Annotated in this window: 10 protein-coding genes, 1 tRNA gene and 1 pseudogene; 6 read left to right on the forward strand and 6 right to left on the reverse strand. The window is 57.7% G+C overall.

What is annotated here, in order from left to right:
• The 3 genes and pseudogenes from gltB to M9920_11425 form a co-directional block, all read right to left on the reverse strand.
• Complete coding sequence (gene gltB, locus M9920_11415) at positions 1 to 4590, reverse strand: glutamate synthase large subunit (protein ID MCO5052900.1); 4590 nt, start codon at positions 4588 to 4590, stop codon at positions 1 to 3.
• Positions 4591 to 4595: 5 nt separating this feature from the next.
• Positions 4596 to 5192 carry an Lrp/AsnC family transcriptional regulator gene (locus tag M9920_11420; protein MCO5052901.1) on the reverse strand — a complete coding sequence of 199 codons (597 nt, stop codon included), beginning with the start codon at positions 5190 to 5192 and terminating at the stop codon, positions 4596 to 4598.
• 118 nt (positions 5193 to 5310) lie between these two features.
• A pseudogene (locus M9920_11425) lies at positions 5311 to 5498 on the reverse strand (hypothetical protein).
• A gap of 115 nt (positions 5499 to 5613) precedes the next feature.
• Here M9920_11425 and M9920_11430 point away from each other — a divergent pair.
• Positions 5614 to 6765, forward strand: a complete 1152-nt coding sequence (locus M9920_11430; GenBank protein MCO5052902.1) for a Fic family protein — start codon at positions 5614 to 5616, stop codon at positions 6763 to 6765.
• A 1439-nt stretch (positions 6766 to 8204) separates the two neighbouring features.
• Here M9920_11430 and M9920_11435 read toward each other — a convergent pair.
• Positions 8205 to 8621: a hypothetical protein gene (locus M9920_11435; GenBank protein ID MCO5052903.1), complete on the reverse strand. Its 417-nt coding sequence runs from the start codon at positions 8619 to 8621 to the stop codon at positions 8205 to 8207.
• A gap of 362 nt (positions 8622 to 8983) precedes the next feature.
• Here M9920_11435 and M9920_11440 point away from each other — a divergent pair, with 362 nt between their 5' ends.
• Both M9920_11440 and M9920_11445 read left to right on the forward strand, forming a co-directional pair.
• The gene (locus M9920_11440; protein ID MCO5052904.1) at positions 8984 to 9253 is read left to right on the forward strand and encodes a relaxase domain-containing protein; all 270 of its coding nucleotides are present in this window, start codon (positions 8984 to 8986) and stop codon (positions 9251 to 9253) included.
• Positions 9254 to 9272: 19 nt separating this feature from the next.
• Positions 9273 to 9581 (forward strand): hypothetical protein, encoded by a 309-nt coding sequence (locus M9920_11445; GenBank protein MCO5052905.1) that lies wholly within the window; start codon positions 9273 to 9275, stop codon positions 9579 to 9581.
• 147 nt (positions 9582 to 9728) lie between these two features.
• Here M9920_11445 and M9920_11450 read toward each other — a convergent pair.
• Positions 9729 to 9802, reverse strand: a tRNA-Gly gene (locus tag M9920_11450).
• Positions 9803 to 9966: 164 nt separating this feature from the next.
• Here M9920_11450 and M9920_11455 point away from each other — a divergent pair.
• Positions 9967 to 10407, forward strand: a complete 441-nt coding sequence (locus tag M9920_11455; protein MCO5052906.1) for an acyl-CoA thioesterase — start codon at positions 9967 to 9969, stop codon at positions 10405 to 10407.
• A 10-nt stretch (positions 10408 to 10417) separates the two neighbouring features.
• Here the strand turns inward: M9920_11455 and M9920_11460 are convergent, their stop codons facing one another.
• Complete coding sequence (locus M9920_11460) at positions 10418 to 10819, reverse strand: hypothetical protein (GenBank protein ID MCO5052907.1); 402 nt, start codon at positions 10817 to 10819, stop codon at positions 10418 to 10420.
• A gap of 151 nt (positions 10820 to 10970) precedes the next feature.
• Here M9920_11460 and M9920_11465 point away from each other — a divergent pair, with 151 nt between their 5' ends.
• Together M9920_11465 and M9920_11470 are read left to right on the forward strand one after the other, a co-directional pair.
• Positions 10971 to 12362 (forward strand): sulfatase, encoded by a 1392-nt coding sequence (locus tag M9920_11465; GenBank protein ID MCO5052908.1) that lies wholly within the window; start codon positions 10971 to 10973, stop codon positions 12360 to 12362.
• 119 nt (positions 12363 to 12481) lie between these two features.
• Positions 12482 to 13531 carry a sugar phosphate isomerase/epimerase gene (locus M9920_11470; GenBank protein MCO5052909.1) on the forward strand — a complete coding sequence of 350 codons (1050 nt, stop codon included), beginning with the start codon at positions 12482 to 12484 and terminating at the stop codon, positions 13529 to 13531.
• Positions 13532 to 13551 lie beyond the last annotated feature (20 nt).

The following is a 13551-nucleotide window of genomic DNA, read 5'->3' on the forward strand; positions in this document are numbered from 1 at the left end:
TCAATGTCCTCCTGCGAGCGCGAGTTCACGCGCATTATCCTCGAAAGCCGCCAGCACTGCGGCTTCGCCGTCCAGCCCATTGGCCTCGGCGCGTTGCAGCGCCGCCAACGCGCGGCGGTAATCCTTCGGCATCACTTTTACAAACTGCGCCGGGTCCCATTGCGCGAGGATTTCCGCGGCGCGCACACTGCCGGTCGCCTCGTGATGTCGGACAATCATCTGTCGCACCAGGTCCGTCTCCGCCGGATCGGTCAGGCTTTCCAATTCCACCATGGCCCGATTGCACTGGCGCGCAAACGCGTTGGCCTCGCCGAATACATACGCCACACCGCCCGACATGCCCGCGCCAAAGTTGCGACCGGTGACGCCCAACACCACCACCCGCCCGCCCGTCATGTACTCACAACCATGATCGCCCACGCCTTCCACCACCGCCTGGGCGCCGGAGTTCCGCACGGCAAACCGTTCCCCGGCCACCCCGCGGATGTACGCCTCGCCGCCCGTGGCGCCATACAGCGCGACGTTGCCGATGATGACGTTTTCCTCCGCCGCAAACGGAGCCTCGTCCGGCGGGCGGACGATGATCTTGCCGCCGCTCAATCCCTTGCCGAGATAATCATTGGCGTCGCCCACCAGCGTGAGCGTCAGCCCGCGCGGCACGAACGCGCCGAAGCTTTGACCGGCGCTGCCGTGAAAATTCAACCGCACCGTATCCGCCGGCAGCCCCGCCGCGCCGTGCCGTCGGGTGATCTCGCTGCCCACCAGCGTGCCGACCACGCGATGGATATTGCGCACCGGTAAAGTCGCTTGAACTGCCTGGCCATGCTCCCAGGCCGGGCGACACAGCTCCCACAACTCGCGCCGGTCAAAGGTCGCCTCAATTCCATGGTCTTGCGCCATCTGACAATGGCGGCCGACCTCGGGCGGCACCTCTGGTTGGTGAAAAATCCTTTCGTAGTCCAGCCCCTGCGCTTTCCAATGCTCCACGGCGGAGCGCATTTCCAGTTTGTCCACCCGCCCCACCATTTCGATGAGGGTGCGAAAGCCGAGTTGCGCCATCAGTTCCCGAACTTCCTGGGCGATGAAGCGCATGAAGTTGACCACATGCTCCGGGGCGCCGGCAAACCTGGCTCGCAAGCGCGGGTCCTGAGTGGCAATCCCCACCGGGCAGGTGTTCAAGTGGCAGACCCGCATCAAAATACAACCCAGCGCCGCCAACGGCGCCGTCGCAAAACCAAATTCTTCCGCGCCCAACAACGCGGCGATCACCACGTCCCGACCGGTTTTCAACTGGCCGTCGGCCTCGACCACGATGCGGCTGCGAAGGTTATTGAGCAGCAGGGTTTGTTGCGTTTCGGCCAGCCCCAATTCCCACGGGGCGCCCGCGTGTTTGATGGATGAAAGCGGCGACGCGCCAGTCCCGCCATCGTGACCGGAAATCAACACGACATCCGCGTGTGCCTTCGCCACTCCGGCGGCGATGGTGCCGACGCCGATTTCGGCCACGAGCTTGACGCTGATCCGCGCTTCCGAGTTCGCACACTTCAGATCGTGGATGAGTTCGGCCAGGTCTTCGATGGAGTAAATGTCGTGATGCGGCGGCGGCGAAATCAGCCCCACCCCGGCGGTGGTGCCGCGCGTCTTCGCAATCCACGGATAGACCTTCGTGCCCGGCAACTCGCCGCCCTCGCCCGGTTTTGCGCCCTGCGCCATCTTGATTTGAAGTTCTTTGGCCTGCGTCAGGTACAAGCTCGTCACGCCAAATCGCCCGCTCGCGACCTGTTTGATGGCGGAGTTCTTTGAATCCCCGTTGGGTTCGCGGACGTAGCGGGCCGGGTCCTCGCCGCCTTCGCCGGTATTGCTCTTGCCACCGAGCCGGTTCATGGCAATCGCCAGGGCTTCATGGGCTTCCTGGCTGATCGAACCGTAACTCATCGCGCCAGTCTTAAACCGTCGCACGAGGCTCTCGACCGATTCGACCTCCTCCAACGGAATGGGTGTCGGCGCATACTTGAATTGAAACAACCCGCGTAGTGTGCAAAGTCGGCGCGCTTGATTGTTGACCGCCTCGGAATACTCCTGAAAGACCCGATAGTTGTCGGTGCGCACGGCGAGTTGCAGTTTTTGGACGGTCTCGGGATTGAATAGATGCCGTTCGCCACCCTGCCGCCATTGATATTGGCCGCCGGTATCCAGCGTGGAGTCCTGCCCGGGGCGTTCCGGGAACGCGCACCGGTGCCGCCGCAGCGCTTCCTCGGCCAGCTCTTCAATGCCGATGCCTTCGATACGCGAAGCGGTCCAGGTGAAATACTTGTCAATCACCCACGAGTTCAATCCAATCGCCTCAAAAATCTGCGCGCCCCGGTACGATTGAATCGTGGAAATGCCCATCTTGGCCATCGTTTTGACGACGCCTTTCGTGGCCGCTTGGAGAAAGTTTTGAACCGCTTGTGGGTACTCGATACCGATCAACATTTCTTGTCGAATCAGATCTTCGATTGATTCAAACGCCAGGTAGGGATTGATGGCGCTGACGCCGTAGCCGAGCAACAACGCAAAATGATGCACCTCGCGCGGTTCGGCAGACTCCAAAATCAGGCTGGCGCGAGTGCGCGTGCCCTGTCGGATCAGGTGATGGTTGACCGCCGACACCGCCAGCAACGCCGGGATCGCCGCTTGATCCGGGCTGATGCCGCGATCGGATAAAATGATCAGCGTGTGTCCGTCCCGAATCGCCTGCGTGACCTGCTGGCAGAGCTGATCCACGGCGCGCTCCAAACCCCGGGCGCCGCCGGCGGCCGGAAACAAGAGCGGCAACGTGACCGGCTTGAATTTTGGCAACTGACAGTGCTGGAGCTTCGCCAATTCCTCATTCGACAGGAGGGGAGTGCGAAGCTTGATATTGGCGCAATTCTCGGGCGCGGACTGGAGCAGGTTGCCTCCAGGGCCAAGCGCGGTTTCAGTGCTGGTGACAATCTCCTCCCGGATGGCGTCAATCGGCGGATTGGTCACTTGAGCGAACAGTTGCTTGAAATAGTTGTAGAGCAACTGCGGCTGATCGGAGAGCACCGCCAGCGGCGTGTCGGTGCCCATGGAGCCGATGGGTTGCACGCCGTCTCGCGCCATCGGCACCAGAATCAGGCGCAAATCCTCGAACGTGTAGCCAAACGCCCGTTGCCGCGGCAGCAGTGTGGCGGGGTCAGACGGCGGGGTTTCCCGCTCCGGCAAATCTTCAAGCGTGGTCTGCTGCGCGTTCAACCACAGCCGGTAAGGTTTTTCCGCCGCCACGGTGGCTTTAATTTCCTCGTCGGAAATAATCCGTCCCTGAGCGGTGTCGAGCAGGAACATGTGCCCCGGTTGCAAGCGCCCTTTGCGCACCACCTCCGATGCCGGAATGTCAAGCACCCCCACTTCGCTGGCCAGCACCACCCGATCATCTTTCGTAACGTAATACCGGGCGGGACGCAGGCCGTTGCGGTCGAGCGTCGCGCCGATCTGGACTCCGTCGGTGAACACCACGCTGGCCGGTCCGTCCCACGGCTCCATCAAGCAGGAGTGATAAGCGTAAAACGCCTTCTTCGCGTCGCTCATGCTTTCGTGACCGGCCCACGGCTCCGGAATCATCATCATCATCGCGTGCGGTAATGACCGTCCGGCCAACACCAGAAACTCCAGTACGTTGTCGAACATTGCCGAGTCGGAGCCATCCTCATTGATGATGGGAAACAGTTTTTTGAGGTCCGCGCCAAACACCTCGGAAACCAGCGTCGCCTGCCGTGCCAGCATCCAGTTGACGTTGCCGCGCAAAGTGTTGATTTCGCCATTGTGCGCGACGTAGCGGTAGGGATGCGCGCGCTCCCAGCTCGGAAAGGTATTGGTCGAAAATCGGGAATGTACCAACGCCAGCGCGGAGGCCAGCGCCGGATCGCTGAGATCGGGAAAATAGGCGTCCAACTGATCAGGCAACAGCATGCCTTTGTAGATGATGGTTTTGTGCGACAGGCTGGGAATGTAAAATTGCCCGCCGCCTTTGATGCCGGAATAGCGGATGCCTTTTTCCGCGAGCTTGCGGATCAGATACAACTTGCGCTCGAACGCCAGATCGTCGGTCAGGCTCGCGTCACGGCCAATGAAAACCTGCCGGATGATTGGCTCGTTTTGTCGCGCCCAACCGCCCAACGCCGCATTACAGGTTGGCACCGGTCGCCACCCGAGCAAGGTCTGTCCTTCCGCGTCCACGATCTCTTCAAATAACTTCTCGCACTTGTAACGGTCCGTCCGGTTCTGCGGCAAAAAGACCATGCCCACGCCGTATTCCCGCGGACCGGGCAGAACGATTTGTTCTCGCCGACACGCAGCCGCCAAAAACTCATGCGGCACTTGCAGCAGAATCCCAGCGCCATCGCCGGTATTGGCTTCGCTGCCGCTGGCGCCGCGGTGCTGCAAATTATTCAAAACTTGCAGCGCTTGACGAACGATCGCGTGAGATTGACGGCCCCGAATGTCCGCCACAAAGCCCACGCCGCAGGCATCATGTTCCAGTGCGGGATCGTACAATCCTTGCCGAGAGGGAAAACCAGGAGGAGTCATAACGTTTAGCCAACAAAAATTGCGTCCTTGGGCCAGTCTTCCCGAAGCACGCCGCCCCGCATATTCACCAGCGGGACATAGTTGTGGAGGATGCGGATGGGCGCGAGAAGCCGAATCGAGGAAACTTCTTCGATGGAATCCGGCCCATGATTCTTACGCAATGAGGGAATGATGGTCGCGTGCATGTTCTCCACAATGTCCGTCGCGTGTTTACCCTCGACGATCATGATCAAGGCGACGCGACCTTCGGTCTCCGCGATGTGTGATTCGTAGATCAAATCCGTAAAAATCGTGCGGATGTTTGGCTCGTGTTTGATCTCCTCCACGATTTGCGTGACCGTGATGCCAATCCGGAACTTGATCACATACAGATGCCGCGCGCTAAAACGGGCGGTGCCGCGTTCCTGCATATCCAACGCGCAGTAGTAACTCAGCAACCCTTCCTCCTCGAGCTTCTTGCGCTTGCGCCGCACGGTCGGAGTTGGCACCGACGTCAACTTGCCGATTTGATTGTCGCTGAGCCGCGGATCGCGAATCAGGGCGCGAACAATCAACCGTTCCTGATCGTCAAGCGAGCGCTTTTCGTGTTCTTCAATACTCATATTATTCAAGAAAGTTCATATAATGAACTATTTTTAACGAACATATAATAATTGTGAACAACATGCAACACAAAATTCCACTAAAAAACAATTTCACATTCAAGCGGTGAAGTTTGCGTCAAGGTGAGAAAAATGTTCTGATTAGAGTTTGTGATGCACTTTTGACGAGGAAGGATTTGAGTATGAGCATCGCCACAGCGAGCCAATGATACTCCGCCAATGTGGACGCCAGTCGCTCATAAGCGCGGGCGAGTCTGCGAAAGCGAAAAATGTGCGCTCCACCATCCAGCGACGCGGTAACAGCAGTTCAATTTGCAGCTTAACGCGGTTTCAACCGCGAAAATAGAAAAGCGTGCTATTATCGTTTTTAAGCTTTTATGAAAATAGCGATATGTGGTATTTTCATCAGCGAAAGTGACCGATGCCAAGAAAATCAAACATTCCGGGCAAGAAAGTGTCGCAAGGCGGCTATGCCGCCTTTGTGCCTGCGCCGCTGCCGCCGAAGCTCGATTGGACGCCCCGGCTGATCCGCGTGCTGTCCGACGCCGACCGCCTAATCGGCAAATTGGCCGGCGAAGGCGGGCGCCTGCCCAATCCGCATATTTTGATGCGTCCGTTTCTGCAACGCGAAGCCGTGCTGTCCAGCAAGATTGAGGGCACGCAAGCGACGCTGGGCGAATTGCTGGCAGCAGAAGCCGGTGTAGCCGTGGATCGTAGTCCCGACGATTTGCGGGAGGTTGGCAATTATGTCGTGGCACTCGAACACGGCATTGCCCACCTCAAGGAACTTCCACTGTGTGTCCGCATCATCCGCGAATTGCACGAGAAACTCATGACCGGCGTGCGCGGGCAACAAGCCACACCGGGGCGATTTCGTGAAATTCAGAACTGGATTGGCAAACCGGGCAGCACGCTGGCAACGGCTTCCTTCGTTCCGCCACCGCCGGAAGAGGTGGAAACCTGTTTGGCCGCATGGGAAAAATTTCTGCACGAATCAGAGCTGCCACCCTTGGTCACGATTGCGCTGGCGCATTACCAGTTTGAGGCCATCCATCCGTTTTTGGACGGCAATGGGCGCGTTGGTCGTTTGCTGATTACCTTGTTCTTGATTGAACGGCAGATTTTACCGACACCACTGCTGTATCTGTCGGCATTTTTTGAAGCCGCGCGACGTGATTATTACGACGGACTGCGCGGCGTCAGCGAAAATGGCGAGTGGAATGAATGGCTGGAATACTTTTTGCAAGGCGTGGCCCGGATGTCAGAAGATGCGTTGAGCCGGGCGGCGCGCATCAACAGCAAGCTGATCGAATGGCAAAAAAAGGTCGCCGGGGATTCGACAAATGCACCGCTGCGTGTGGTCGAACTCTTGATGGCGAATCCGTTCATCACCGCCAAAGGCGCGGCTGAAAAACTAGGCGTGGCTTTCACCACGGCGCAACGAGCCATTGAGCGATTGGAGCGGCTTGGAATTGTGAAGCAATCAGGAGATGCGAAACGCGATCGGGTTTATTGCGCCAAGGCATTGCTCGATATTTTGGAAGAGCCGGCACGGTTGACTTCGCATGAATAATTTCAACTGGCACTCAATCGGCCAGTTGCCTGCGGTATTGCGCCATCCATTTCGCAAAACCAGAGATGCAGACTCCGAGCGTGATTCCTAAGCGCAAACTCTTGGCGCAGCGAGCGCGGTCAGGGAGGAACGAAAAACGGCGAGCCATTTTTGTTTGAGTCGTTTTTTTTGTAGCGTCCTTGACGGCGTGAGCGAGCCATATGATTCCAGCGCGAGGCACGCTCGGTCGGTGACTTTTTCCGCCTCAGTGAATCTGACGCCAATTTTATTTGCACCTGAATAGCTGTGGTCGGTGGTGTTTGTTATGCAATACGAACACCGTCAGCGGGAATGTATCAATTGCAAGCGAGCCTTTGTTCCCGATCCCCGCAGCCACCATCGCCAAATGTTCCGCTCAAATCCCGCCTGCAAAAAAGCCAGCAAGGCGTTGAGTCAAAAATTCTGGCCCGCCAAGCCGGAAAACCAAAATTACTGGCACGGGCCGGATCAACTTGAGCGTGTGCGTGCCTAGCGTCGGGTATATCGTCTTTCAACTGGACGCCAACTTGGACGCTGCGCGTCTGCCAAGCGAACTGCTGCGCGGATTCCAGCGGGAATTGCCGGGACGCCCTCCGGCTGTTGCGTTAACCTCCGTGCGGATACTTGCAGTGTAATGCGAGGTGTTTCCCGGCAACAACTCAGACACGGCTCGGGATGCGGTGCGAGCACGGACTGACTACGGCTACAGACGCGGCGGCGGTCATGGACGGAACGTGGACATGGACAAATCCCGGATGTAGTCGTGGACTGGATGTGGGCGTGGACAGACTGCGGACACGGATATTGTGTGAACGTTATGCGAGTGAACCGCAACTATTGCAAAGACCTTTTCAGGCCATGCGCGGATGCCGCCCGCATGTCGCCCAGCTACGGCGCGGCTACTGTGCGGAAATCGCCTGGGACCTTCCGCCCGACGCTGCGGGGCCGGGGCGCGGACACGGCGCGACCATTGCGCGGCTGGTGGCCTATATTGATGTAAGGGGATGGTGTCTAACCAAAATACCGGCTTTCCCATTCCCGAAAGCCGCCACCGATCTCGTTCGGTTGAACGTGTCAAAATTCGCGCACTGATGTGCTGATGACCACGCACTGAACGAGCGTTCTGAAACCGCCAGCGAAACGGAGCGGGTCGGGAGTGAGGTGAACGGACGACGGCGACGTGGCGCGCGGTTTCAGGAACGTCCGTTGAGTGCGACGCTAGGTTTCTATTGGAGGCGATTGGTCTGGTCGGTTGCTGAATACCTGGAAGCAAGCCGTCCAGTCCAGGCGCCGACCATTCATCAAATCAGCGAGACAGCACATGCCAAGCTATCCTCCTTTGGTGGCTTGTGGGTTCGGTCACGTTGCTTCCGAGCCACAGCGGATGCACCCGGATGAACTCGTCTTCTCCGGCGATCCCCTTAGCGGCTCGCAAGACATGCTCGATCTCGGAGCGCTGCATACTTTCTGAAAATGGCCTGTCGTTCGTCCGGCGTAAGGAGGCCACAGAACGGACTCGATTGGCGCAGTCGTTGCGCTTCTTCGGAGTTGCTTGCCAACAAGGTCACCAGTGCCCCGACCGAGAAGTTCTCAATGATCCGCTTCCATTCCAGGGCGGCTTGCCGGCCGCTCTCGGAGTAATCGGGGTTGGCCAGCCAACGGTGGATGTTGGTCAGGGCGATTTGGACCAGCTTCGGGTTGACACGAATTTTGTCCGCAATGACGCGATCCATTTCGAGGCTGCGGTCATCCATAATTTCATGCCAGGTCCTGTTGCTGTGTCCGGGAATCATTGCGGCGTGAATATAGCCAAGGGTGGCGCGGCGGGCAATCGGCATTCGTTCGGTATGCCGTGGCGAATTACGCCCATTTGGACATGGCCCGCGCAACTTGCTTGAAATTGGTGATGCGCCATTTCGCACCAGCGCCGATCAATGATGCCCGCCGTTGCTGTGCCGCTGCGGCAGTCGGACTGCGCCGAGCCCGGCGCATTGCGGCCATCCGGCTTTGCGCTTCCTGTCTCTTCACTTCATTGAAAGACACCGTTTGCACTGACGAAATAGATACAGCAAATTGGAACTGGAAGCAAACTGGCGGCCGTACTGTGAGCGGGGTAAGACGTGTGCTTCATACACCCCGGCAACTTTGACTTCGGCCATTCTGGCCGGCATGACGGTCATTAGCTGATCTGCCGTGTCGTATGTTTACTGCCGTGGCCCAGAAAAATCTGGCCGATGCCGAGAAGTATTTCGACGAGTGTCTGGAGCAGAATGATCACTACTCGGCGGGCGAAATCCGTCCCCGCCAATGGATCGGTGTGGGGGCGGACAGGCTGGGATTAAAGCAGAACGTCTCCCGTGATCAGTTCCATGCGCTTTGCGAGAATCAAAATCCGCAGAGCTACGAACGGCTGACGCGGCGACAGAAAAAGAAGGACATCGAAGTCAATTTCAATAAGCCAAAGGTATGAACACGGGGCGGAGGTAAATATGCCGCAGGATAAACAGCTTCGTAGTATCAAGTTAGAGAATGTTTTGGAGAAGCGCCGGTTGGATCAAGCACTGAATGCAAAGGAATTTTTCGTTGCCGTCGGCATCTCATATTCGACGGCACGGGAGTGGTTTCGACTTCCTGGTTTTCCTGTATTTCGTGGCGTAATTTTCTGGCAAGATTTTGTCCAGTGGCGCAACAGTCAAAATGGATTTCATTCCGAAAAGTTCCCGCTTCGCAACGGCGATACTGCCGATGCCCCATCAAGCCCGTCTCCGCGCGCCGCGCAAATTCTCCAACAAGCCTGAATCATTCGGGTTTAACGAATCGGTTCACCACACCGCCTCAATAACGCACCTCGTTTTACAGGGGAATTGCATGAGAAAAAACTTTGATTTGGGAGGGTTAATTTACTGCACTTTTACTGCACTCACTCGTAAGTCGTTGATTATGAATGGAGCGGGTGAAGGGAATCGAACCCTCGTATCAAGCTTGGGAAGCTCGTGTTCTACCATTGAACTACACCCGCGCCCGAACTTCTTCTAACAGAGCCAGCTTAAAGTCGCAACTGTTTGCTGCTACGATTTTTCATCTCGGCGTTCGCGAACGCGCTTCAAGCGGGGCGCGCGACGACTTCGCAGTTCACAGAATTTTAGCATCGTCAATTGGTCCGGCGGAAGTCAGGATTCCGCCATGGCTTATCAATTCAAGATTCGGCGCTTCGTGGAATTCGGGGATACGGATATGGCGGGCATTGTGTACTACGCCATGTATTACCGTTACATGGATGCCGCCGAGCATGCTTTCTTCCGGTCGCTGGGATTATCCTTCGCGCCCGGCAAACATGCCAGTTCGGTCGGCTGGCCGCGCGTTCATACCGAAGCCGATTACCTGGCGCCGCTCCGCTTTGGGGATGAAGTGGAGGTGCAACTTCTGGTGATGGAAAAAAAGTCCAAGGCGCTGACTTATGCGTTCCGCTTGCGGAAGCTGAACGCGCAACCACCTTACGAAGTTGCTCGAGGCAAGGTCACCGCTGTGTGCGTGAAAATGGTCGGGGGCAAAATGAAGGCGACAAACATTCCCGCCGCCATTAATGCCAAAATCAGCGTGGCTCCGGCGCGGCTGCTGAAGTGAGGGCGACGGGTTACTCGACTGGCTTCGGCAGCGTCCGCCAGGCCGTAACCACGCCGTTGGCAAAAGTGATTTCCGCGCTGACGTAGGTGCGCGATTGAAAGTCGGAAACCGGTTGTCGCGCCGAACGCGGCCAATAACGAGTTTCCTCCAACCAACCGCCGTAATACAACCAGATCGTAACCGCGCCACGCTCGTCTTCCTGTTGCAACACTTGCGACGGCTTTCCCCAGGCGATGTACACCGCATCCGGCGTCATTCCGCGCCGAATCTGGCCTTGGTCCACCAAGGTCTTGAACTCCGGACTCAACGCTTCGTAACTCGAGACCCGTTCGCGGCGGCGCGATTCAATCGAACTGGTCGCGCAACCGGCCAGGATGGCGGCTAAGGAGAGGATTAATATCCCGTTTTTCACGGCGCGAACCTTACTCCATCGGCCCAGCCAAGTCCTGCAAAAATCGGTGATGATTTTTAAGGTGCGCCCTCTGCGTTCAGTGCCGTATTCTTTCGACGTGAAAAGTCCGTTGCTCCGGCTGGCCCTGCTGCTCGGCGGCGTTCTATTCGGAATGGCGCCCGTTCTGGCCGCGCGATTGCCCAACGTCATCGTCATTTTCACCGATGATCAGGGCTATGCAGATGTCGGGGTGTTCGGCGCGCAAGGATTTGAGACGCCCAATTTGGATCGGCTGGCCCGCCAAGGCGTCAAGTTCACCAATTTCCACGCGGCGCAGCCGGTTTGTTCCGCCTCACGCGCTTCGTTGTTGACCGGATGTTATCCGAGTCGCATTGGGATTCATGGGGCATTGGGGCCGGCAGCCAAACACGGACTCAGCTCCAACGAAATGACGCTCGCTGAGTTACTCAAGCAAAAGGGCTACGTCACGGGTATGGCGGGCAAATGGCATCTGGGGCGACCTCGGCCATTCCTCCCCGTGCATCACGGGTTCGATGAATACTTTGGTCTGCCTTACTCCAACGACATGTGGCCGCACCATCCGGAAGCCCGGAAGGGTACGTATCCGCCGTTGCCGCTTATCGAGGGCGATCAGGTCATTCGCGACGAAGTCACGGCGGAAGATCAATCGCAGCTCACCACTTGGTACACTGAACGCGCGGTGAGGTTCATCGAGCGAAACCAAGCGCGACCGTTTTTCTTTTACCTCGCGCATTCCATGCCGCACGTCCCGTTGTTTGTGAGCGACAAATTCAAGGGCAAATCGAAGCAAGGACTTTACGGCGATGTGATCATGGAAATTGACTGGAGCGTGGGCGAGGTGATGCGGGCGTTGAAGCGCTGCGGCATCGAGAAGGACACGCTCGTCATCTTCGCCAGCGACAACGGTCCCTGGCTCAGTTACGGCAATCACGCCGGTTCAACAGGACCGCTGCGCGAAGGCAAGGGGACCAACTGGGAGGGCGGCACGCGCGTGCCTTGCATCATGCGCTGGCCGGGGAAGCTGCCTCGCGGCAAAAGCAGTGACGCCATGTTCATGACCATTGATCTGTTTCCTACCATTGCCAATCTGGTGGGAGCGCAACTCCCGGCGCACAAGATTGATGGTCTGGACGTCTGGCCGTTGCTCGCGGGCAAGAAAGGCGCCGTCAATCCGCACGAGGCGTATTTTTACTACTATTTCCAAGGCGACTTGCAGGCCGTGGCCAGCGGCGACGGCCACTGGAAACTATATCTACCGCACTCATATCGAACGCTTGCGGGCCATCCCGGTGGCACAAACGGAATCCCGGTAAAATATCAACCGGCGAAGATCAGCGTGCCGGAACTGTATGACTTGCAAAATGACCTTGGCGAAACCACCGACGTTGCCGCGCAACATCCGGAAATCGTTCAACGTTTGCTCGCGCTGGCGGAGCAGGCGCGCGACGATCTGGGCGACACGTTCACCCAACGTGTCGGCCACGGACTACGCGAGCCGGGGCGTGTTCCAACGGACCAGTGATGGCTGGAGGAATGGATTCATGCTTTTAGCCATTTCGCGAATCCCGGTCGGTGGCACTTTCGCGTTGCTTGCGGAAATGTTCTTTGCTTAGGTTAGCGGGTAGATACAAATCCGAATTTATGAGCAAAACTCCGTTGACCAACAATTTTCCCAAATTGCACAACGCCATGTGGCCCGGCCTGGTCGGCAAGGGCAGCCCCGGCGCCGAGCCGTGCATTGACCTGGACACCATGCTGGACCTCACGGCCAAAGCCCGAGTGGATGGCGTCAAGTTCGATGGCGTGGACCTGTTTCTCTACGATCCGCACGTCAGCATTGACCTCACCGATGGCGGCATCAAAAAGCTGGCGGCCAAAATTCGGAAGAAGGGGTTGGTGGTCGGTTCGGTGGTGGCCCCGGTCTGGTTTGGCGGTTCCGCCATGGGCGACGAAACCCAGCGCGCCAACTGGATCACCGCCGTGCGGAAGGCGTGTCGCATCGCCCAGCGGCTGCGCGAACTGGGAGTTCGACCGTATGGTGTGGTACGCATTGATTCTGCGGCAAGTGTGACGGATTGGGACAAAGATCCGAAAGGTAACACGAAGTTGATTGCCAAAACTTTTCGGGAAGCGGCAAAGGTGGCCAAGGATCACGGCGAACGCCTGGCGGCGGAAGGTGAAATTTGCTGGGGCGGCATGCACTCGTGGAAATACATGGTGCAATTGCTCGAAGCAGTGGGTTTGCCGAAGCTGGTGGGCTTTCAGGCGGACATGTCGCACACCCATCTGTACACGCTGGGTTACAACGCCGAGGCGCACCGGCTCGTGCCGAAAAATTATCATTACGAACCGGCGGCGTTTCACGACGCAATGACCAAACTCACGAATGCGTTGCGACCGTGGACCATTGATTTTCATGTGGCGCAGAATGACGGCAGCGTGTTTGGCTCAGGCTCGCACGAGAAAACCGGGCGGCATTGTCTGGCGACCGATCCGCGCGGGAAGCTCAATATCGTTCGCGATTCCGGCTATTGGTTGCGGGATGAGAAAGGCCGCGTGACGAAGCGGACGAAACACATTTGTTGGGACGGTTGCATGTTCCCCAATCAGGTCATGGCGCAACAGCAAACGTGGAATGACATCCTCGCGGCGATGATTCAAGTCCGCGAAAACCACGGCTGGCGCGCCTGAAGCGCCGTAATTGCCGAACC

The organism is Verrucomicrobiia bacterium, from assembly GCA_023953615.1.
GTDB lineage: Bacteria > Verrucomicrobiota > Verrucomicrobiia > Limisphaerales > JADLHS01 > JADLHS01.